Raw genomic sequence first — 21760 nt, 5'->3', positions numbered from 1 at the left:
CACCGCCTTCGTTTTTCGTGTATAGTTCCTCCCGCTATGCTGCCTACTTCTTCTGCTGCGCCACCGCTGCGCACTCTGTTCCGGACGATGACCCTGACTGCCGCCTGGACGCTGGCAGCCTGCAACCGCCAGCAGCCCGTGGAAGAAACCGCCGCGCCGGTGGCGTCGGCGGAGAAGCCGGTGCCCGGCCCCGCTCTGCTGGCCCTCGCCGACAGCAATGCGGCTGAGTTGCTGCTGCCCTACGGCCGCCAGTACCCGGCTTCGGGCGTGGTGCTGCACACCCGCCTCGGCGACATCACCGTGAAGCTCTACGACGACACACCCATCCACAAAGCCAACTTCCTGCTGCTGGCCCGCCGGGGCGTGTTCGATGAAACGGTGTTTAACCGCGTGGTAAAGGGCTTTGCGGTGCAGGGCGGCGCCTCCGACCACCGTACCATCCGGATGAACCGCTACCGGCTGCCGCCCGAAATCAAGCCGCACCATTTGCACCGGCGCGGGGCCCTGGGCATGGCCCGCTACGACGACGAGCAGAACCCCGGCCAGCTGTCCTCCAGCACCGACTTCTACTTTGTGCTGGGCGAGAAGCTGTCGGCGGACCAAAGCAAAGCCATGGCCGGCCGCCCGCTCACGGCAGCGCAGCAGCGCGTGTATGCTACCGTAGGCGGCGTGCCCTCCCTGGACGGCAAATACACGGTTTTTGGGGAAGTAACCGACGGCCTCGACGTCATTGAGCGCATCGGCAACGAGCCCGTCGATGCCTACAAATGGCCTTTGGCCGACGTCAGCATCAAGGTAGAAATCCTGCCCTGACGCAACATGAACAAGCTGTGCGCTACGGCCGCCGCACCCGAATCAGCTGGCTCTTCGTGGCGTCGCCGGGCTGCTGCTGCAGTAGCTCCCGCAGCTCGGCGCGGGTATAGGCAATGGTGGTCGGTGTAGGCTCGAAAGACAGCTGGCGCAGGTCGGCGTCAGGCGTGGGCGAGTCGGTGCGGGCCGGGTGCAGGTACACGCTGTCGGGAGCTACGCGGTAGAGGTGGTAGAAGAAATAGCGCGTAGCGGCCGTGCCCGCAGGCTGAAACTGCACCACGTACACATCCCCCACTTCAGGGTCGGCAATCTGCTCTTCCACTGACTTGGAATCGAAACAGGCGGCCAGCAATGGCGCCAAAGCCAGCAGGCGGAAAATCTTTTGCATGGCGCAAGATACGGCACCGGCCCCGCGCCCACGCAGCTTCGCCGGACTGCACCGAAAGCAGAAAGGGGAGCCGCGCGGTGCGGCTCCCCTTTCTGTTGTGGCTGATGCAGCGCAGCGGGCTTACCAGATTTTGGCGCGCTCGGTCTGCACCCGTACCATCTTGGCGTCCTCTTTGCAGCCGAAGGCTTCGTAGAACTGCGGCATGTTCTGCAGCGGGCCGTTGGTCCGGAACTCGGCTGGGGAGTGCGGGTCGGTCATCACCTGCTGGCGCAGGTACTCGGGGCGGGCGTTGGTGCGCCACACCTGCGCCCAGCTCAGGAAGAAGCGCTGGTCGGGCGTGAGGCCGTCGTATTTGGGGTACTTGCCATCCGGATACTGCTTCTTCAGCTCCTTGTGCAGGGCAGTGTAGGCAATGTTGAGGCCGCCGAGGTCGGCGAGGTTTTCGCCCATGGTCAGCTTGCCGTTCACATACACCGAGTCCAGCGGCGAGAAGGCCGAGTACTGCTTGCCCACCATTTCGGCGCGGGCATCAAACTTCTGAGCATCTTCCTTGGTCCACCAGTCGCGCAGGTTGCCTTCGGCATCGTACTGGCGGCCCTGGTCGTCGAAACCGTGCGTGATTTCGTGGCCGATAACGGCGCCCATTCCGCCGTAGTTTACCGCGTCGTCGGCTTTGGGGTCGAAGAACGGCGGCTGCATGATACCGGCCGGGAATACAATTTCGTTCATCGGCGGGTTGTAGTAGGCATTCACAGTGGGCGGCGTCATTCCCCACTCTTGACGGTCAATCGGCTTGCCGAACTTGCTCAGGTTATCCATCGAAGCCCAGCGGCGGGCTGCCAGCACGTTCTTCAGGTACGACTCGCGCGAGATGCTCATGGCCGAATAGTCCTTCCACTTGTCGGGGTAGCCGATTTTCACGGTGAAGGCATTCAGCTTCTTCATGGCTTCGGCCTTGGTGGCGGCGCTCATCCAGTCCAGCTGCTGAATATGCTCGCCCATAGCCTCCTTGATGTTGGCTACCATAGCCAGGGCCTTGGCTTTGGTCTCGGGCGTGAAGGCCTTGTCTACGTAGAGCTGGCCGAAAGCTTCGCCGAGTGCGCCGTCGGTGGCGCGGTTCATGCGCTTCCAGCGGGGCTGCTGCTGCTTGGCACCGGTCAGGGCCTGCGTGAAGCGGAAGGCCTCGTCGCCGTAGGACTTGGGCAGCGCCGCCGTCAGCGACGTTACCTTATGCCAGCGCAGGTAGGTTTTCAGGTCAGCCAGCGGCTCGCTCTTGAGCATGGCATTTTCTTCCTTGAAGAAGGCTGGCTGCCCTACAATCACCTCTTTGGCGGGCAGCTTCATTTCTTTCAGGGCGGTGGGCAGCGCCAGGTTCGGATACTGCTTGTTGAGCTCCGCCAGCGTCATTTTGTTGTAGTTGGCGTATGGGTCGCGCAGGTCTACGCGGCTCTTGCTGGCTTTGGCCAGGCGCGTTTCCAGGCGCACCACGGTAGCCGCGTTTTTGGCGGCGGCAGCCTCGTTGTCGCCGAGCATCTTAAACGTATTCACGAGGTAGGTCGTGTAGGCGTTGCGGATGGCTTTGGAGCGGGCGTCGTCCTTGAGGTAGTAGTCCCGGTCGGGCAGGCCCAGGCCGCCCTGGCTCAGGTAAAACGCGTACTCGGTGCTTTTCTTCTCGTCCTGGCCTACGCCGCTGCTGAAGAAGGCGCCGGTGCCTTCCATCTGCTGCCGCATGATTTCGGCCTGCAGCCCTTTCAGGTCTTTGATGGCGGCAATACGGTCCAGCTCGGGCTTCAGGAATTTCAGGCCGGCTTTCTCGATGGCCATCGTGTCCATGGCCGTAGCGTAGAAGTCGCCTACTTTCTGGGCGTTGGTGCCTTTGGCGGCCGATGTGTTGGCCGCGGCTTCTTCCAGAATCTGCCGCATCACGGCGTTGTTCTTGTCGGCCAGCTCGTTGAAAGCGCCCCAGCGGACTTCAGAAGCCGGAACGGGGTTATTTTTGTACCAGTTGCCGGACGCGTACTCGTTGAAGTTGTCGCAGGGCGAAACCGACAGGTTGCGGTTGGCAATGTTCAGCCCAACGCCGGGCACTACCGGTTCTTCGGCGGGAGTAGCGGAAGTGGTGGCGGCAGGAGTAGTGGAAGCGGTAGGCGTGCTGCTGGCGGCACAGCCGGCCAGCGCCAGACCTGTGGCAGCCACTGCGGCCAGCGTCAGGCTGTTGCGGTTTTTCATAGGGGGAGTTGGATTGGTGAAAATGCGGGTTGGGGAAAGCAAGGTAAGCGGATTTGGCAAAACCGGAGCGCCCGCCCGCCCGCCCGCGCCGGGCCGCAGCAGTGCGGCGCCGCCGAAAAAAGACGCCGATGCTCCCTGGCCGTTGCACCGGGGCCTACCAGTCGTAGTAGAGGCGCCACGGCCCCACTTCCAGCTGGTGCGAAAACGGCTGAATAAGCCATTCCTGCCCGGCATTCACCTCCCCTTTCACCAGCAACACCGGCCGCTGCTGCCGCAGCGAATCGAGCGTATGGGGCGTGAAGGCAAACGAGTTGAGCCAAGTGCGGTGCCAGGCCGCGGTGGGCTCAAACTGCGTTTCGCGCAGCAGATAGGTATTGCCGGCATACAGCGACACCGGCAGGCGCCCCTGCCCGAAAGCCATCGACGACAATAGTTCATTGTACACCAGCACCGGCCGGTCGGCCAGGCCTTCGCGCTGCATCAGCTCCAGCACTGGCCTTACGCCGTTCAGTGCCAGCTCATTTTGCCGCAACAGGGGCTTGGCGGCCAGCAGCAGCGTAGCCGTAAAGAGGGTAGCAGCCAGCAGCAGCCGCGCCGTGGCCGGGAGCCGATGCCGGGTTTGCCAGCTGCTCAGCAGCAGAACTACCAGCCCGCCGGCCGGCAGCAGCGCCGCCATCGGAGTGAGCGTGAGGTGAAGCGGCACGGCCAGCCACGGCAGCGCCGCCAGTACCAGCAGCAGCAGCCCCCAACACGCCAGGCAGCCCAGGTACCAGCGGCGGCGCGCCGTTTCGGGCATTTCGTGCAGGTGGTAGGCCGTGAGCAGCGCTACGCCCGGGAAGATGGGCAACACATATAGCACCAGCTTCGACTGCGAGAGTGAAAAAAACAGCAGCGGCACCAGTATCCAGAACACCAGCACGTTGCGCCACAGCTGCGGCAGCGCCTTCCAGCCGGTGCGGAGTGCCCGCCCGGCCAGCACCACCGACCAGGGCAGGCCGCTGGCCGGCGCCAGCACCAGATAGAACCACCACGGCTTGGCTCGTCCGAAAGCCTCGGCGCTGACAAACCGCTCTACAGTGTGGCCCACCAGGAAATAACGCAGAAAGGCTTGGTTTTCCGCAATCAGAAACCCGTACCAGCTCAGGCCAACTACGGCAAACAGCGCCACCCCCAGCACGTGGTGCCCGCTGAAGGGCCGCCGGGCCTGCCCACGCCGGAAATAAAACCCAACCACAGCCATCAGCGGCAGCACGAACCCGACCGGGCCTTTGGTCAGGAAAGCCAGTCCCAGCGCCAGCCAGCACAGATACAGGCCCCACCAGCGGCCTGTGTGGTAGTAGCGCAGCAGTCCGAAAGTGGCGGCCAGCTCCAGCGTGGTCAGGTAGGCATCGGTGGTTACATTGAGGGCTGAAATCAGGACGACGGGGAGCGTGCCGTAGAGGACAGCGGCCGTGAGGGCACGGCGGCGGTTGCCGGCAAACAGCACCTTGCCTATTCCGTACACCAGCCATACCTGTGCCAGCACTGCCAGCACCGGCAGCAGCCGCACGCCCAGCGCCGTGGGGCCGGCCAGCGCCAGGCCGGCGGCCGTCAGCCAGTAGGTGAGCGGGGGCTTATGAAAATGCTCGATGCCCAGCAGCCTCGGATACAGCCAGTCGCGGCTCACGAGCATTTCGCGCGCTATTTCGGCGTAGCGGGCCTCGCTGCTTTCCAGCACGCCCCAGCTGCCCAGCCCCAGCAAAAACGCGGCTCCCAGCACAACAGTAAACAGCCCCAGCAAGCGGCGGCCGGCAACTGGCTGCTCAGGATCAGAATCTAATTTCAACGGCATCAAAACAAAAATAAAGCAAACCGGGTATCGTTGCGTCTTGCTTTTCCAACGAAAGACAGGGAATTTCTGCCCGCTGCAGTTGCTATAACTCAGACAAGGTGCTGGCCGTTATGTTGTCTGCGGGCCGTACACTCATGGTGGGATGTGGCCTTTTTTTCTCTCCGTATGCGCACACTATTGGTTACCGGCTGCGCCGGTTTTATCGGTTCCCACCTGAGCGAGCGGCTGCTGGCCGATGGCTGCCGCGTTATCGGCCTCGACAACTTTGACCCTTTCTACGACCGCCAACTGAAGGAGCAAAACCTGGCGGCGTTGCGGCGGCACTCACACTTCACCTTCTGCCCCGCCGACCTGCGCCACGGCCCGGAAGCCATAGCGGCGGCGCTGCCACCCGTTACCTACGACGCGGTAATTCATCTGGCGGCCAAAGCCGGCGTCGGGCCCTCGCTGCGGGAGCCGGCTGCTTACATGGAAAACAACGTGCTCGGCACTACGCATCTGCTGGAGTGGATGCGGCAGCACGATATCAAAACGCTGCTATTTGCTTCTTCCTCTTCCGTGTACGGCAACACGCCGGCCACACCGTTTCGGGAAGATGAGCCACTGCTGGCGCGCTGCATCTCGCCGTATGCCGCCACCAAGCTCGCCGGCGAGGAACTGACCTTTACGTATCACCATCTCTACCAGATGAGCGTGCTCAACGCGCGCTTCTTCACGGTGTACGGCCCGCGCCAGCGCCCCGATCTGGCTATTCACAAGTTTGCGCGCTTGCTGCGCGATGGGCAGCGGATTCCGGTGTACGGCGACGGCAGCACCTCCCGCGACTACACGTTCGTGGCCGACACGGTGGAAGGCATTGTACGCGGCCTCAATTACCTGCTGAACAACCCCGGTACCTACGAAACCGTGAATCTGGGCAACAGCCAGCCCGTGCCGCTGCTGGACCTGATAGCCGCGGTAGGTGAAGCCGTGGGGGTCACGCCGTTTCTGGAGTTTCTGCCCGACCAGCCCGGCGACGTGGCCATCACCTATGCCGATAATACCAAGGCCAACCGCCTGCTCGGCTATGAGCCTCGCACCCCGCTGGCAGAAGGCCTGCGGCAGTTTGTGGCTTGGCTCAACGAAAAGCCGCTTGTGGTTGCCGATGCAGCCGCGCTGCCGGCAGTAGCTCCTATTGCCGCTACTCTATGACCAAAGCGTCCTCTCCCGGGCCGGGTGCCCGCTGGCGTCTGGCCAGTGTGCTGCTGGTATGCTTTTTCTCGTTTTTCCTGCATCTGGGCTCGGCCGAAGTCAACCTGATGGAGTCGCGCAACTTTGTGGCGGCCCGCGAAATGGCGGCCGGCGGCTCCTGGCTTATCCCGACCATGAACGGGGCGCTGCGGCTGGCCAAACCGCCCCTGCCTACCTGGACCGTAGCTTCCGTCATCTGCCTCACCGGCCAACCCGACAACCCGACGCTGCTGCGGCTGCCGGCGGCGGGCATGTCGGTGCTGCTGGTGCTGTTTTTCTGGGGGCTGGCCCGCGAGCTTACGCGCCACCTCCCGGCCGATGCCGAGGCTCCCGGCCGCACGGCATGGCTGGCCGCGCTGGTGCTGGCCAGTAGCCTGCTGCTTATTACGGTGGGCCGCGAAGGGCACTGGGACGTTTTCACGCACAGCTTTCTGATGGGCGCGCTCTGGGCGCTGGCTCGCGGCTGGTATGCTCCGGCTGGCGGCTGGCGGTGGTTTTTGCTGGCCGGCGTGCTGGTGGGAGGCTCCATCCTGAGCAAAGGCCCCGTGGCGCTGTACGCTATGCTGCTGCCGTTTCTGCTGGCGTTTGGGATTCCGCGCCTGTTCCCGGACCGGGGCTTGCTTACACCCGCCCGCCGCAATGGCCTTCTGCTGATGACCGTGGCCGGGCTGGCGCTAGGGCTGGCCTGGCCGCTGTATCTGGCAGTGCAGCATACCGTAGCGCCGGCGGCGCTGGCCGTTGCCCGGCTGGAAGCTACTTCCTGGGTAGAGCGCCACGCCCGCCCCTTCTGGGACTACCTCAATTTCCCGGTCTTCACGGGCATCTGGACTCCGCTGGCCCTGTTGGCGCTGGTGGTGCCTTTCGCCCGGCCCCGTGCGGGCCGCTTCGTGCCGTATCTGGCGGTGCTGGGCTGGGTGCTGCTGGCCTGGCTGCTGCTGAGCGTCGTTCCGGAGAAGAAGGAGCGCTATATGCTGCCCCTGATGCCACCGCTGGCATTGCTCATGGCCGGCCTGCTGCGCCACTTCGAAACGGCCCTGCGCCAGCAACCCGCGCCGCACCCGGAAAACCGGCTGCTGCGCATCTGGGCCGGCCTGCTGGCGCTGATATTCGCGTTGCTGCCCGTGGCGCTGCTGCTCGTGAAACTGCCGGGCTTCGGACCAGGCTCGTTGCCGTTTGCCCTGACTGCGGCCATCTTCGGCATGCTGGCACTGGGCATGATCTGGCTGCTGCGGCAGCCGCCGCGCCCCATGGTACTGGCGGGCATTTCGCTCACGGCAATGGCCGTGCTGCTGGCGGTGCTGCTCCCGGCTCACGCAGCCTGGGTTAACCGCAAGGGCGACCCGGGACTACGCCGGGCCGAGGCGCTCCGCCACAATCCCGCTATTGCCCGCCTACCCTGGTACACGCTCGAAGAAATGCACATCAAGGAAGTATGGCGGGCCGGCCGCGCCGCGCCTTCCTGGCCGCGCACGCCCGATTCGGTGCTGGTGCGCCCCGCTGGCCCCATTGCCGTGCTCACCGGTTCTGATGTAAAAGCCCAGCTGCCCGCGGCGTGGCGCGAGCAGGTCAGCGTGCGGGCCGTAGACAGCTTCTACATCGACCGGACCCGCGAGGCCGGCTACTGGCGCGTGCTGGTAGTGGAGCCGCGCTAAAAGCCTCAGCCCTGCCTATAATTCCTCTTTAATATCACTTTCGTTCTTTAGTATACAAGGGCTTAAAAATTTGTGTATAACAAGCCTTATCTTCTTTGAATATACCTTTCTCAAATGCTTCTTTATGTACCCCTAGAATTTTCTTAAATTTTCTAATTCTAAGTCTATCTATCTTCTTAGCAGAGCTAAAACAATAAGTGCCTCTCGACAGCATTACAAGCTCTACTTCCTCACAATCATCAGCTAATTCTGTGTATGCCTCTTCTATTCCGATAGCACTAAACGATATTTTTTTCACAGAAACAGGAATATTTATTTCGAAAAAACCTTCTAAATCTGACTTACCTATTTCAACTGTCTTATCAATTCTAATTACAACTCCCGGCAAAGGCATAAAATCATCAGTAATTACTCTTCCTCTAATTGTTTTGCTTTGGGCATAACTGCTGCTTGCTGAAGAAAGAAGCATAAGGCAAAGGGCAAATAAATTCTTCATAACAGCGTCATTTTTTGATTTCTATTTATAAGAACAATCGTACTCTACTTGTCCTTGCCTGCAGCATAATCAGGTCGGAGTGCTTAAAAGCTGGCCACTCGCTTCTGCTCGCGGCGCAGCAGCACGATATTGCGGGCGTACACCACCGTCCCAAAGATATTTCCCACAATCAGCACCACATCTACCGGGCGGCGCAGCACGGCGTAAGTCAGAATCAGGACGGAGCCCACGAAGCTGACCACCCAGAACCCCAGCGGCAGCACCGACTCGCCCTTGCGCTCCGAATACAGCCACTGATACACGAAGCGTAGCAGGAAAATGGCCTGCCCGATGGTGCCCAGGGCCAGCACGCCGGCCGGAATGCCGTGGCTCAGCATGCCGCGCAGACTGAAATGCTGGTTGCCAACCACAAACCACGCCAGTATGGCCAGCGGAAACACGTAGGCCCCCACCCGGAATGCGCTGCTGAGCTTGCGCCACTCGCCCAGCAATTGCAGGTTGCGGATGTAGATGCCGTAGCTGATGATCTGCGCCGCCAGAATCACGGGGTCGTGGCGCAGCATGCCGTACAGAATCATCAGAAACGACGAAATCAGGCTGATTTTCCAGAACAGCGTGGGCACCAGCACCCGCCGCGCCCGCTCGCTCTGCACCCACTGCAGCACAATGCGGCTGCTGAACAGCAGCTGCGACGTCAGCCCAATCCCTAACGCAACCTGCTCGGTACTAAGCATGGGCCTCCGGACGGTGCTGCTCCCCTATTTCGTAGTTTTTCCAGCGGCTCCGGATCCAGCGGAACCCGAACGTATCCACGAGCGGCTTCCAGGCGCGGTTCCAGAGGTTGTACTTGGCCGTGCCCGCAAAGCGCGGAAAGTGCCGCACCGGCAGTTGCTTCACGCGCCCGCCCTGCAGCTGCACCAGTGCCCCCAAAAAGCGGTGCATCCCATGAAACAGCGGAATCCGGCGCGCATACTCCATCTTGATAATCTTCAGCGGGCAGCCCGTGTCCTCTATGCCGTCGTTGATGAGGGTGCGGCGCACCGTATTGGCAATCTTCGAGGACAGCTTTTTCACCACCGTGTCCTGCCGCTTGGCCCGGATACCGTTCACCATATCGTACTCGGGCAGGAACTCGAAAAACTGCAGAAAATCCAGCGGCGTGGTCTGAATATCGGAGTCGATGTAGCCGATAAGCGTGCTGCGGCAGTGGTCGATGCCCGCTTTGATGGCCGTGCTCAGGCCCCGGTTTTCGCTCAGACTGATAAACTCGTAGTGCGGATTGCGGCGGCAAATGTCGCGCAGCAAGGCCAGCGACCCGTCCCGGGAGCCGTCGTTCACGAACAACACAGTAGTAGGTACCGGGGTCTGGGCCAGAAACTTATCCATCTCCACCACAAACTGCGGCAGGCTTTCTTCTTCGTCGTATACCGGCACCAGCACCGTGAGAGTTTGCTGGGCCAGATAGGAGGTGGCAGGCGTTGGGAGCATACAGGGCAGTTCGGGGCCGGAGAGTGAGGCCAAGATATGGAAGCCATACCACGAAACCCGCGCTTAGGTTATAGCCTGCGGCCGGGCACTTGGCCGGGAAGCAGCGGTGCCGGGGGCCTTGCCTCATTTTTCGTGGTATGCTGGCAGCACACCTGCTACCTTTACAGCAGATGCCACCTCTCTACAACCGCCGTCCTGAGCCGGGTTTGCCCGCTTCGTCGCCGCCGCCCGTGGCCCTGCCGCTGGCCGAGCTGCTGCTGCGCGTCAAGCAGAGCCTGTCCGAGCGGTTTGCCGATTCGTACTGGGTAGTAGCCGAAATTGCCGACTTCACGCCGCCCCGCTTCGATGGCGCGCATTGCTACCTCACCCTCACCGACCAGCACCAGACCGGCCGCGGGGCCCAGCTGAAGGCTCAGGCCCGCGCCACCATCTGGAGCCAGCGCTACCAGCAGCTGGCGCCGCAGTTTGAGGAGCATACCGGCCAGGAGCTGCGGCCGGGCCTGAAAATCATGCTGCGGGTGCAGGTCAAGTTTCACGAGCAGTACGGCCTGAGCCTCGATGTGCTGGCCCTCGACCCGACCTATACGGTAGGTGAGCTGGCCCGCCAGCGCCTCGAAACGCTGCGCAAGCTGCAGGACAAAGGTCTTTTGGATCGGCAGCGCGCCTTGCCGCTGGCCCTGGCACCGCAGCGGCTGGCCATTATTTCTTCGCCTACGGCCGCCGGCTTTCAGGATTTTGTGCGGCAGCTGGAGGAGGCGCCCTACGCTTTTTCGCTGGCCCTGTTCCCGGCCACCATGCAGGGCACCGATGCGCCGGCCAGCATCCGGACCGCGCTGGATGCCATTCGGCCGCACCGCCAGCAGGTTGATGCCGTAGTGCTGATTCGGGGCGGGGGCTCCAAAACCGATTTGCTGGCCTTCGATGATTATGGGCTGGCGGCAGCAGTTGGGGCGTTTCCGGTGCCGGTTCTCACCGGAATCGGGCACGAGCGGGACGAAGCCGTAGTAGACCTGGCCGCTCACCTTGCGCTGAAAACCCCGACTGCCGTAGCAGCCTTTCTGGCCGAGCGGCTGGCCCGCCTCGATGCCGTATTCGATGGCTATGCGGGCCGTATCCGGGAACTGGCGCTGGACGCCGTGCAGCTTTCCGCCAACCAGCTCGACCGGCTGGGGCGCCGCAGCCACCTGGCGGCGCACAGCCGGCTGCAGGAACACCATAGCGCCCTGCGCCAGCGCGTGCGGGCGGCGGCCCCGCTGGCCCGGCTGCGGCTGCGCCAGCAGGAGCAGCAGCTCGGGCAGCAGCGCCAGGCTCTGCAACGAGCGGCACACCAGGCGGCCGAAGCGCAGCACCGCCAGCTGCGGCGGCTGGGCCACACCCTGAGCCGCCGCTTCCGGCACTTGCACCGCCGCCGCCGCGAGCAGCTGCTGGCGCGCCGCTTCCAGTTGCAGCTGGCCGCCGAGCGCCTGCTGCACCGCGCCGAAATCAGGCTGCTGGCTCTGCAGCTTCCCACCGCTCCCGCCGCAGAAACTTCATGAGTTGTCTGCGGCTGAGCCTGGTTGCAACTGGCTCAGGGCTTCGCAGCTATCTTTGTTGACTATTATTTCCCTTGCTTTCCCATGGAAACCACCTACCGCGACGCCATAGCTGAGCTTGAAACTATTCTGCGGGCCCTCGAAACCGATACCATAGATGTTGACGAGCTGACGGCCCGTGTGCAGCGTTCTGCCACCCTTATCCGGCTTTGCAAGCAGAAGCTGCGCACCGCCGAAGATGCCATTGACCGGGTATTCGAGAACCTGGACCAGGACGAGGAACTGCCCGAACCCGAGGCGCCAGCCCCGCCACCGGCAGCGAAGCGTGCGGCCCGTACGCCACGCGAAACCGGCGGCGGGTTGCTATTCTAAGCGGCTCAGCACCGTTGGCTGCATTTGAGTGAAATAGGATAGTTGCCTTCAAATTGGATTCTCTTATATTTGAAACCGCCAATCTATTGGCGGTTTAGTCCCATTCTCTCCACACCTTTTCCTCTTTGCATGCTCCCTGACTGCGACCCAATTAAAGACACCTCTGATTCTCTCATATCTCTGGAAGATGCCGTAGCCTGGACTGGCAACTATCAAAGCCAGCATCCGAACAAACTGAGGTCGGTTTATTTTCCCAAAAATGTGTTTGAGGCGCTGCTGGAGCCCGATAGCGCTAAAGGTATCCGTATCTACCTGGCCAACAGCATCCCCACCGGCGACGCCGTTGACACGATGATACTGGTGGGTGCCACCGAGGATTCGGACCTGACCACCGAAGGCGAATACAGCCTCTACGACCACGGCACCAGCAGCCCGCCGTGCATTATCTCAAGCCCACTCAGCCATTAACGTATTGCTATGCCAGCGCCGGATTCCGATGTCATAACGCGCATAATACACGGTGTGTATTACGTAGGCCAATGCTCTATTTTGGCCCCGGTGTTCATCGGGTTTCGGCGCTGGCATTTATTAAGCAGCGGCATGCGGGCCATGCTCTATTGCTGCCTGATGTGGACTGTAATGTCCATTGTGGGGGAGTTCTGCCGGCATGCCTTCAACTACAACGTGATTGTCTGGCAACTGGTCGACGTAATGGAAATGTGGTTTATCGGAGGTGTATATTACTACACGCTGCAGTTCCGGTTTAGGCGCTATTTCCCTCTTATCGGGGTTCTGTATACCCTGTTTGCCTTAGTGGATATGTTCGTTATCAACGACGTACTGCACGGCATGCAGAATGGCCTGTTTACGGGGAATAATTATACGTTAGTAGTAAAGCATATCCTGCTGGTAACCATTATTCTGCTCTACTTTGAGCAGAGTCTGCGCCATTTGCGCAACGTTGCGCTGGAGCGCGACCCGGTTTTTGTTATAAGCGTGGCCCTGCTGGTATTCTATGCCGGAACCCTCGTGCTGTTTCTGGTTCGCAATAACGAGTCGATTACCTTGAAATCGTACGTTTTAACCATCCCGGTACTTACCGTACTGAACTTTCTGCTCAACTCTACACTGGCCTGGGCTTTCTGGCTGGTCGGCAAAAAGCAGAAGAAGGTGCTGGAGCCGGCACCGCCCTCGCACTTCGCCTGAGTTAGCCCAATCTGAGGGCAACACCCCACCTCCCCGGCGAAATACATCCAGTAGTTGCTGCCTGGCGGCCAACCAGCTGCCTTACCGCTGGTTGCGGCCAGCCTCCCACTCGTTCTGACGTGCGGCATCTGGTCATTTATTTTTATCTTACCAGCAGGCACAGGTTGCCCCAGGAAGCCAATAGGCTATCTGAGTAGTCTATCCCGTTAGTGCCCACGTATTTCTCTTAACCACCGTTTTCATGAAACACCCTCTACTTTCCATGCTGGCCGGTTGTCTGCTGGCCGTTGGTCTGTCCGGATGCCAGGAGCAGCCGACTGAGGCCGGCCCTAGCGTAGCTGTCAGCCAGAGTTCAAGCAGTACCGGGGAAGAAATCAGCCGTGACCAGGCCATTTCCTGGACGTACAATTTTCGGGCGCAGTACCCCGAGGGGTTGCGGGCGGTAGGCTTCAGCGCCGAAGGTATCCGGAGCCTACTGGAGCAGGAAGGCTGCACCGGTATCCGGATTTACCATGCCACCAACGACTCGCAGGAGAACCTGCTGCTGCTGGTAGGCTCCGATGCTGCGGGCCGCGACCAGACGGACGGCTTGTTGCTGGATGCCAGCCCGCGCTGCCCGAAATGGTGTGCCGTAAGCCCTTTTGCCGGTAACATCACCGGCTTTGCGGCTGCCTTTGCCCCCGATGCAGTGCCCGTCAGCCAGGAAGAAGCCATCCGCTGGACCGCCACCTACCAGCAAAATCATATTGGCGAGCTGCGCTCCATGTTCTATGATGAAGCCACGATAGAGTCGCTGCTGCAGCAGTCCCACAACCGTGGCATCCGGATCTATCAGGGCATCACGCACAACCGCGAGCCTACCTTTGTACTGGTCGGAATCGACGACAATCACGAGGACCAACTCAGGAACGAGGACCGGTTTTATGCTAACGGTATGCCCTGCACGCATGGCGAATGTATGTTTAGCAGCCTGCTGCTGCACTAAACCAACAGCTACCCTATAGTATCTGGCCGGCTCTCCCTTGCGGGACGAGCCGGCCTTTTAGGTTGCACAATGCTCATTTTATATGGCATTTTATTCCAACCTGTTAGTATATTACGCCTCTCCCATATTCCGCCCCTATGTTGCAACCTGTACCGTGGTTAGTAGCGCTGGCGAAGCAGCTCAATCTGCTTTCCCTGGCCACGTGTATCGTGCCTCTGCTCATAGGGTTGCGCTTCTGGTCGCGCCTGAGTGCCCCCCTGCGCGTGGTGACCATAACGGTGCTGCTACAGGGAATTCTGGGTTTGCTGAGTGAGATTGGCCGGTATGTCTGGAACTACAACATCGTTTTTCTGGACCTGCTGACGGTCAGTGATACGCTGGGTTTCGGAATCACCTATTTGCTGGTGCTGCGCCGCCTTACGCCCCGCTACGTGCTACTGGGGCTGCTCATCGTGTTTGCGGGCGTAGCTTTCTATGAAACCGTCATCCGCGGCTCCTACCACCCCGGCGGCCCGCCCAACGTAGCCACGTTTACGCTCCAGTTTATGGTGCTGCTGACGGCAGTGCTGCTGTATTTCGACCAGATTCTGCATGATCTGCACGCCATTCTGCTGGAGCGCGACCCAATGTTTTTGATTAGTGTGGGTATCACGCTGTACTATGCGGGCACTGTGTTGGTCAATATAGCAGCCGAGTACATGAAGGACAGCGCTGACCCGGGCATCATCTGGACGATGTTCATGGTGCAGTTTGTGCTGCTGATCTTCCTGAACCTGGTGCTGGCCCGGGCAATCTGGTACGCCACACGCTCCAGCCAGCAGCCTACACTGCCTCTCCCGCTTACGCAGCCGCAATAAAACCATAGTTTCGTGCCAGACCATTGGCAAAGCAGTATCTTACGGGCCCGTCTATACTAGCGAAGGTGGCGGGCCTATGTTATATGTCGGCTTCTTTGTGGCATATTTGCGCAGCAAACCAGATGAAGCGCTGCCTGCTGCCTTTACCGCTGGTATCAGCTATTCGTTACCGCTGCGCTCCGCCGCCATTGCCTGTATTTACGGCCGGGTGGCACGGCACCACTCTGTTGGCACCAGGCACCGACAGCCTTCCCCCAAGCCTTTTAGCACCGCGTCATGAATAGCTGGCTGGTTCCTGTGCTACTGGCAACGCCAGTTCTGCTGCTGCTGGCGCTAGGCATTGTAGCTTTTGTGCTGCGCTACCAGCGGCGGCTGCTGCGGCAGCAGGAACAGCTCCGGCAAGTGCGCGAAACTGCCCAGCAGCAGGCACTGGAAGCTGCCCTGCTGGCTCAGGAAGAAGAACGCCGCCGGATTGCCGCCGACCTGCACGATGGAGTAGGCACCACGCTGGCCATCGTGAAGCTGCACCTGAGCACGTTAGGCCAGCCCGACCTCACGCAGGAGGCCACCTCGCTTCTCGACCAAGCCATTACGGAGGTGCGCCGTATCTCGCGCAATTTGCTGCCAGCGGCGCTGCAAAAGTTTGGGCTGCCTTTCGCCCTGGACGCCCTGGCCCGTACTGTACCAGCCGACGGGCCGACGCGCCTTACGCTGGAACAGCGTGGCCAGCCCCGCCGCCTCGACCCCAAATATGAGCTCATCGTGTACCGGGTAGTGCAGGAGCTGCTCGGCAACGGCCTGCGCCATGCTCACGCTGAAATCATCAGCGTTGTCGTCGATTTTGGCACCGATATCCTTTCTTTGCACTACTCCGACAACGGAGTTGGCTTCGACCCGGCTTTGGTAGAAGTGGCTCCGCTACCGGGTGCCCGCACCGGCCACGGCCTCACCAACCTGCGCAGCCGGGTAGCGGTGCTGCAAGGCACGCTCCGCTACGAATCCGGCCCCGGGGCCGGGAGCCAGGTTTGGATTTCCTTCCCTATTCCGTATCTTACTGCCATTCAGGCACCTGACCTTTCTGTCTCTTTATGACATCTACCCCTGCCCTCATTCGCCTGGCTGTTACCGACGACCATATCCTGTTCCGCAAAGGTCTGCGGGCCCTGATCAGCGGGTTTCCCGGCATGGAGGTGCTCTTTGAAGCCGGCGACGGCGAAGAGCTACTGCAGCGCCTCGACCAGGGCACCCTGCCCGATGTGATTCTCATGGACCTGCAGATGCCCAACCTCGATGGCCTGCAGACCGTCCGCCTCCTGCGCGCCCAGTATCCGCGCATCCGCGTCATCATCATCTCCATGCACGACGAGCCGGAGCTGATTGACAGCCTGAAGGCAGAGGGCGCCCACGGGTATCTGCTGAAGAATGCCAGCCCCGAAGAAGTACGCGGCGCCATTCTGGCAGCACACAACAGCGAATCGAGCCCGGCGCTGGCTTCTATGTAACACTGCTTTCTTTTCAGCTTTCTAGCGCAACAAAAAGAGCCGGCCCCTTTCGGAGCCGGCTCTTTTTGTTGGTAGCTATGCGGGGCAGCCGCCTACAGACCAACTGCCATACCTACCGTGAAGGTGCGGCCGCGGTTGAAGAACGCCTCCAGCGAGTTTACGTTGGTGGGGTCAACTACGCTGCGCGTCGGCACGTCGGTGATGTAGTACTGATCAAGCACGTTCAGGATGGACGCCTTAAACGAAAGGCGGTAACGGTCCCGGATGGCTTTGGCCTCGTAGCCGAAGTGGAAGTCGAGGTTGCGGCTGGTAGGAATCCGGTACGAGTCGGTGCGGTTGGCTTCCGTCGTCAGGTTCACCGGGTCGAAGTTGGCGTAGTACTTCGAGAACATCAGGAACGAAGGGCGCACATAGAAACCGGTGAACGGCTCGTAGCGCAGGCCAATCTGGAACTGGTTTTGCGCCGCATCACCAACGTGCACCCCTTTAATATAGATAGGCTTGTCGTCGATGTATACCTCGCCGCCTTCCGTAATCTGCGTGATACGACCGGTTGAGCTCCAGCGCCAGTCGCCGATGGAAACGGCGGCGTTCAGCTGTACGCGGCGGCTGATTTCCTGCGCAATATCCAGCTCTACACCCATGTGGCGCGCATTCACGTTCCGCACGTTGTTGAACACCGGTACACCGTCTACCGTGCCAGTCGACGAGCTGCTCTTGTTGGTCCAGTTGGTGAGGTAGCCGTTCAGGTTGGCTTTCAGCGACGAGTACGAAATGCCGTAGCCCAGTTCGAACGAGGCAATGCCTTCGTTTTTGATATCCGGCAGCTTACGGCCCGAGTTCTGGTCGAACACGAAGTTGAAGAAGGGCACCTTGCTGATGTAGCCCATGTTCACGAACAGGTTGTTGTGCTCGGTCAGGTTGTAGTTGACGCCGCCTTTCACGCTGTAGCCGGTCAGACGTGCCCAGTCGGTTTCCACGTACTTGCCATCGGCGTTGGTGTATACCGTGCCATCAGCGGCGGTGTAGGTCTGGCCGAAGATGATGGGACGGCTCTGCCCGTCTACGTTCACCTCACGGGCCTTGAAGTAGTCGATGCGCTTGTAGCCGATCTGCGAGGCCGTGGCGCTCAGTACCGCCGACAACACGGGCGTCTTGTATTCCAGCTGGCCGTAGGTGCCCACCCACTGGGTTTCGCCGTCGTAGTTGAAGCTCACTTTGTCGCCTACGTACAGGCGGGTGTTATTGTCGCGGTTCAGGTCGCGGGTGCCGGCGGCGTTGGTAGCATACTCACCGCCCAGCAAATCCCGGATTTCGGAGTAGTGCTCCCCGTAATATACCCGGCCGTCTACGCCGGCGGCCAGCGTCAGCTTGTCGGTCAGCTTGTAGTCGCCGCCGGTCACGAAACCGTACCAGCGGTGGTTGTTGACGTTGTTGCGCAGGTAGTTGAGGGCGCGGCGCGTGGGGTTGGCTTGGGAGTTGTAGTTGTTATCGAACACGCGCTGGAAATCGGCCTGGCCGTTGGCGTCCAGGGCCAGCGTGCTGCTGGCGCCCGTGCCGCCGCCCGTACCCAGCGAAACGTAAGCTACGGTCGAGATGAACAGCCGGTCGGTGGCGTTCCAGTAGTGGTTGAGGTTGATCTGGGGCTTGTGGTAGTAGTTGATCCGCTCGTTGATTACTTCCGCGCCGTCGGACTCATAGACCCGCTCCGTGCCTTGCATGCGGTAGCGGCGCAGATAGCCCCAGTTGGGGTTGTAGCTGAAGCCTTTGTCGCCGCCGTTTCTGACAGCCGTAGCGCCCAGCTCGCGGGCCTTGTCGTTGCTGTAGACACCGATGCGGCTGGCAAAGCTGCGCTGACCGTGGCTCTGTGGCGAACCCATGCCGGTGAGCGACAGACGGTGCGCCCCAAACTTCTTGCTGATGTTGCCGAAATAGGTCCAGGCATCATCAAAGGCATTATCAACCCAGCCATTGGATACGCGGCGGGAACCGTAAGCCGTGAAAGCCCAGTCGCCCTTAATGGTGCCGCTGCTCATCATCAGCGACGCTTTGCGGTAGCCATTGGAGCCGCCTTCCATGCGGGCCAGCACGCTTTTCTTGTCGTCGAAGCCGCGGGTGAGGACGTTGATGGTACCGCCCACCGACGGCACCGCAATGCGCGAGGCCGACAAGCCGCGCTGCACCTGCAGGCTCTTGGTCACGTCGCCCAGGTCCCAGTTTGACCAGTACACGCTGCCGTTTTCCATGTCGTTGACGGGCACGCCGTTCACCATTACGGCTACGTTGCGCTGGTCGAAGCCACGGATGCTGATGCGCGAGTCGCCGGAGCCGCCGCCGCCCTGCGTGGCGTATACGCCGGGCGTTTCGTTGAGCACCAACGGCAGGTCGCGGTTCGAGAGGGTTTCGCGCAGCTTCACTTCGTTCACGGCCGAGTAGGCTACCGGCGTTTCGCGCTCCACGGCAATACCGAGCGAGCCTACTACCTGCACTTCGTTCAGCGTGGCATTGTCGGCGCCCAGCCGGAAAGTGGCCACGGCGTTCTGCGAGCCAATAGTTACGGTCTGCTCACTGGGTTTGTAGCCGATGAAGGAGGCCCGCACCACGTAGGTTCCCGGTTTCAGGTTGGGCACGGCATAGGAGCCGCTGGCCTCGGTGCCGGCGCCAGTGTTTACGCCGTTGCCGGTTACCTGCACGGTCGCGCCGGGCAGCTCTTCGCCGGTCAGCTTATCAAGCACGCGGCCCTTGATAGAATAAGTACCCTGCGCCGCTGCCGTCATCACGGTCAGGCAGGTCAGCAGGGAAGTCAGTACGGGTTGTTTCATACCTAAAAGCAGGAGACGCGGGATTTGCGCCCTACAAAGGTAAGGGTTTGATGGGGAGCCTAAAAGCATGACGGCGGGAGTTTATTCCCCACTTCGTGCCGGCTCTTATCTTTGGCGGCTTGGGGGCTGCGGCCCGGTTATTCTAGCTGCTTTACAGTTCGGTTGGTGAAATATATTTTTTGGTGCCTGGCCATCCTGGCCTCCGCGTTGCCGCTGCAGGCGCAGGTTCGGTCTTCTCTTTCCATTGAAATCCATCTGCAGGCCGAGCCTTTGTTGCTCACGTCTCCCACTATCTATGTGGAGCAGGTACTGGACGCCCGCCCTTACCAGGCACAAGACCTGGGCTTTGGCCGAAGGGGGCTTGGCACTGTTGTGCGGCCTATACAACTGCCGCAGAGTGCCGCCGCCGAACTGCAGAGCTTCCTGCGCAACCGGCTGACGGCCAATGCAGCCGCGCGGCCGGTGGTGCTGCGCCTGACAGGCCTGAGCGCCACCGAAGCCGACTCGAAAGGCACGGGTACGGGAGTGGCAGATGAGCTGGCAGCCGAGTACTACGCCCGCCGGCCCGACACCACCTATTTCCTGCTCTGCCGCGTGGAAGCCAACATCACTACCCTGGCTACCGACCCAACCCGCCAGCACGCGGCCAACCTGGCAGAACTGCTACGCCGGGGCCTGGAGCAGATAGAGCGGGTGGACTGGGCAGCGCAGCAGGCGGCGGGGCCATTCTACACCACTGCTCAGCTGCGGCAGCCGGCTGCCGCGGTGCCCTACCCCATCCAAACTACGGCCCTGCTCCGGCCCGGCGTCTACCGCAGCTTTCTGGAGTTTCGGCAGAACGCCCCCGGCCAGCCCGGCAACGTAACCGTGGATGCCCGCAACTACTACGGCTCCGAATGGCAGGGCCTGCGCACCGTAGCGCCTTTTTTGCTGACGCCGGAAGGCACCCGCATGGCCGTGGAAGACGCCTGGGGCTTCTGCGACGGCCAGCAGATCTATATCCGCCAGGGCAAAGACTACTACCTGCTGGAGCGCCGGGGGCCGGTATTCATGTTTTTTGCCCCCAGCCAACGCCCCAACAATAACACCCTGATATATGGAGGGCCGCCCAAGGCACCGTTTTCGCTGGGACTGGAATACGGCCTCGTCACCGATTACACGGGCGTAGCCTCGGGGCGCGGGGCAGAAGTTCCCCGCCCTACCCATCTTATGCTGTACCGCCGCCGCGGTGGAAGCCCCACGCCGCTGCCCGTGTTCCTCGATGGGAAACCCGTAGGCCAGCTGCCCGCCAACGACTACCTGTCGGTGCCCTTGCAGTACACCGGCTACCCAGTGCGGCTGTGCGTTGGTGCAGAAACCTGCCTGGAAGTGAGGCCGAGCTTCTCGGAGGCAAACTACGTGGAATACCAGCCGGCGGCGGCTACTCCGCTCCAGGTGGTGCCGGTGCGCGAAGGCGCGGCACAGGTCACGCGCATGGCCGGCCGCTAAACGGCAGCACCGGACTACAGCATACAGCCACTCCGTACGCTACTCCAGCTCCACGCTCGGGTCCCAGAACAGGGTTTTAAACTCTACTACCTGGTCGTCCTGGATGCGCACACCCTCGGCTTCCAGGGCCTCCTGCATGGCTGTGGGCGTGGCAAAGTGGTGGCGGCCCGTAAGCAGCCCGTTGCGGTTGACGACGCGCTGGGCCGGCACCCGCTCCAGCCCCAGGGCGGGCGCAGCCGCAATCAGCGCGTAGCCCACCATCCGGGCGCCATGCCGGGCCCCCAGGTAGTGCGCAATGGCTCCGTACGTCGTGACGCGGCCGGGCGGTATGAGGCGTACAACTTCCTGCACATCCTGAAAAAAATTGCGACTGGCTTCAGACGGATTTTTGGGCGAATTCATACAGATAGCACGGTTTTGAGCCATACGCTCCGGCCTAACGGCGGAGCTTGCCCCAGAAGCCCGGCAATAACACGCCATCTGGGCCGGCGTAAAGGAAGCCAAACCTTTTCATCTCTATTCTAAGAAGCTGTTTAAGTTAATCAGCTGGGATTAGCTTTGCTTGATGCAGCAGAAGCGGTATAGTTCAGACTTAACGGAGCGTCAGTGGAGGAAGTTAGCGCCCTTATTCGTGGTGCAGCGCACGAGTAAGTGGCCGCTGCGCGCGGTGGTGAATGGCATCTTCTACGTGCTCAAAAACGGTTGTGTGTGGCGCGACGTGCCGGCAGACTTTCCTCCCTGGCCTACGGTGTACTATTATTTCGGCAAGTGGACCGCCGATGGCACTTGGCAGCGCGTGAGTGGTTGTTTGACGCTGGAAGCCCGCGAGCGGGTAAAAAAAACGCCCAGCCCACGGCGGCCATCCTCGACAG

Annotated in this window: 21 protein-coding genes; 13 read left to right on the top strand and 8 right to left on the bottom strand. The window is 61.1% G+C overall.

Annotated elements, in window-relative coordinates; genetic code table 11:
- Nucleotides 1-36: 36 nt before the first annotated feature.
- Nucleotides 37-813, top strand: a complete 777-nt coding sequence (locus BUE15_RS13825; RefSeq protein WP_084549053.1) for a peptidylprolyl isomerase — start codon at nucleotides 37-39, stop codon at nucleotides 811-813.
- Between the two features lie 22 nt (nucleotides 814-835).
- Here the strand turns inward: BUE15_RS13825 and BUE15_RS13820 are convergent, their stop codons facing one another.
- The 3 genes from BUE15_RS13820 to BUE15_RS13810 all read right to left on the bottom strand — a co-directional run bounded on the left by BUE15_RS13820 (nucleotide 836) and on the right by BUE15_RS13810 (nucleotide 5258).
- Complete coding sequence (locus BUE15_RS13820; RefSeq protein WP_073286140.1) at nucleotides 836-1198, bottom strand: hypothetical protein; 363 nt, start codon at nucleotides 1196-1198, stop codon at nucleotides 836-838.
- A gap of 120 nt (nucleotides 1199-1318) precedes the next feature.
- Nucleotides 1319-3427 carry a M13 family metallopeptidase gene (locus BUE15_RS13815; protein ID WP_073286137.1) on the bottom strand — a complete coding sequence of 703 codons (2109 nt, stop codon included), beginning with the start codon at nucleotides 3425-3427 and terminating at the stop codon, nucleotides 1319-1321.
- A gap of 154 nt (nucleotides 3428-3581) precedes the next feature.
- A complete protein-coding gene (locus BUE15_RS13810) occupies nucleotides 3582-5258 on the bottom strand; it encodes an ArnT family glycosyltransferase (protein WP_073286135.1) in 1677 nt (558 codons plus the stop codon).
- Nucleotides 5259-5423: 165 nt separating this feature from the next.
- Between BUE15_RS13810 and BUE15_RS13805 the strand changes: the two genes are divergently transcribed.
- Nucleotides 5424-6449, top strand: a complete 1026-nt coding sequence (locus BUE15_RS13805) for a GDP-mannose 4,6-dehydratase (RefSeq protein WP_073286132.1) — start codon at nucleotides 5424-5426, stop codon at nucleotides 6447-6449.
- Entirely contained in the window at nucleotides 6446-8140 is a 1695-nt protein-coding gene (locus tag BUE15_RS13800; RefSeq protein ID WP_073286129.1) for an ArnT family glycosyltransferase, read from the top strand. The genes BUE15_RS13805 and BUE15_RS13800 overlap by 4 nt, the downstream gene beginning before the upstream one ends.
- A gap of 34 nt (nucleotides 8141-8174) precedes the next feature.
- Here BUE15_RS13800 and BUE15_RS21625 read toward each other — a convergent pair whose 3' ends face one another.
- The 3 genes from BUE15_RS21625 to BUE15_RS13790 form a co-directional block, all read right to left on the bottom strand.
- Complete coding sequence (locus BUE15_RS21625; protein ID WP_139252305.1) at nucleotides 8175-8609, bottom strand: carboxypeptidase-like regulatory domain-containing protein; 435 nt, start codon at nucleotides 8607-8609, stop codon at nucleotides 8175-8177.
- A gap of 110 nt (nucleotides 8610-8719) precedes the next feature.
- A complete protein-coding gene (locus BUE15_RS13795; RefSeq protein WP_073286126.1) occupies nucleotides 8720-9370 on the bottom strand; it encodes a lipid-A-disaccharide synthase N-terminal domain-containing protein in 651 nt (216 codons plus the stop codon).
- Entirely contained in the window at nucleotides 9363-10124 is a 762-nt protein-coding gene (locus tag BUE15_RS13790; protein WP_073286123.1) for a glycosyltransferase, read from the bottom strand. The genes BUE15_RS13795 and BUE15_RS13790 overlap by 8 nt, the downstream gene beginning before the upstream one ends.
- 170 nt (nucleotides 10125-10294) lie before the next feature.
- On the opposite strand from BUE15_RS13790, the gene xseA reads away from it, so the two are divergent.
- The 8 genes from xseA to BUE15_RS13750 all read left to right on the top strand — a co-directional run bounded on the left by xseA (nucleotide 10295) and on the right by BUE15_RS13750 (nucleotide 16578).
- A complete protein-coding gene (gene xseA, locus BUE15_RS13785; RefSeq protein WP_170865269.1) occupies nucleotides 10295-11659 on the top strand; it encodes an exodeoxyribonuclease VII large subunit in 1365 nt (454 codons plus the stop codon).
- Between the two features lie 81 nt (nucleotides 11660-11740).
- A complete protein-coding gene (xseB, locus tag BUE15_RS13780) occupies nucleotides 11741-12028 on the top strand; it encodes an exodeoxyribonuclease VII small subunit (RefSeq protein ID WP_084549051.1) in 288 nt (95 codons plus the stop codon).
- Between the two features lie 129 nt (nucleotides 12029-12157).
- A complete protein-coding gene (locus tag BUE15_RS13775; RefSeq protein ID WP_073286118.1) occupies nucleotides 12158-12496 on the top strand; it encodes a hypothetical protein in 339 nt (112 codons plus the stop codon).
- Between the two features lie 159 nt (nucleotides 12497-12655).
- The gene (locus BUE15_RS13770; protein ID WP_139252304.1) at nucleotides 12656-13234 is read left to right on the top strand and encodes a hypothetical protein; all 579 of its coding nucleotides are present in this window, start codon (nucleotides 12656-12658) and stop codon (nucleotides 13232-13234) included.
- A gap of 241 nt (nucleotides 13235-13475) precedes the next feature.
- Entirely contained in the window at nucleotides 13476-14219 is a 744-nt protein-coding gene (locus BUE15_RS13765; RefSeq protein WP_139252303.1) for a hypothetical protein, read from the top strand.
- A gap of 137 nt (nucleotides 14220-14356) precedes the next feature.
- Nucleotides 14357-15076, top strand: coding sequence for a hypothetical protein (locus BUE15_RS13760; RefSeq protein WP_139252302.1), 720 nt, complete (start codon nucleotides 14357-14359; stop codon nucleotides 15074-15076).
- Between the two features lie 276 nt (nucleotides 15077-15352).
- Nucleotides 15353-16168: a sensor histidine kinase gene (locus BUE15_RS13755; protein ID WP_073286108.1), complete on the top strand. Its 816-nt coding sequence runs from the start codon at nucleotides 15353-15355 to the stop codon at nucleotides 16166-16168.
- Nucleotides 16165-16578, top strand: coding sequence for a response regulator (locus BUE15_RS13750; protein ID WP_073286105.1), 414 nt, complete (start codon nucleotides 16165-16167; stop codon nucleotides 16576-16578). The genes BUE15_RS13755 and BUE15_RS13750 overlap by 4 nt, the downstream gene beginning before the upstream one ends.
- A gap of 92 nt (nucleotides 16579-16670) precedes the next feature.
- On the opposite strand, the gene BUE15_RS13745 is transcribed toward BUE15_RS13750, so the two are convergent.
- Nucleotides 16671-19400, bottom strand: a complete 2730-nt coding sequence (locus BUE15_RS13745) for a TonB-dependent receptor (RefSeq protein ID WP_073286102.1) — start codon at nucleotides 19398-19400, stop codon at nucleotides 16671-16673.
- Between the two features lie 165 nt (nucleotides 19401-19565).
- On the opposite strand from BUE15_RS13745, the gene BUE15_RS13740 reads away from it, so the two are divergent.
- Nucleotides 19566-20888, top strand: coding sequence for a hypothetical protein (locus BUE15_RS13740; protein ID WP_139252301.1), 1323 nt, complete (start codon nucleotides 19566-19568; stop codon nucleotides 20886-20888).
- Between the two features lie 39 nt (nucleotides 20889-20927).
- Here the strand turns inward: BUE15_RS13740 and BUE15_RS13735 are convergent, their stop codons facing one another.
- On the bottom strand, nucleotides 20928-21290 hold the full coding sequence (locus tag BUE15_RS13735) for an MGMT family protein (protein WP_073286377.1): 363 nt from the start codon (nucleotides 21288-21290) through the stop codon (nucleotides 20928-20930).
- Nucleotides 21291-21519: 229 nt separating this feature from the next.
- Between BUE15_RS13735 and BUE15_RS13730 the strand changes: the two genes are divergently transcribed.
- On the top strand, nucleotides 21520-21760 hold a 241-nt coding region (locus tag BUE15_RS13730), incomplete at its 3' end, for a transposase (RefSeq protein WP_170865268.1).

This window comes from Hymenobacter psychrotolerans DSM 18569, assembly GCF_900142395.1.
Taxonomy (GTDB): Bacteria; Bacteroidota; Bacteroidia; order Cytophagales; family Hymenobacteraceae; genus Hymenobacter; species Hymenobacter psychrotolerans.
The sequence above is the reverse complement of the archived record's forward strand: the minus strand, read 5'-3'. Positions and strand labels throughout refer to the sequence as shown.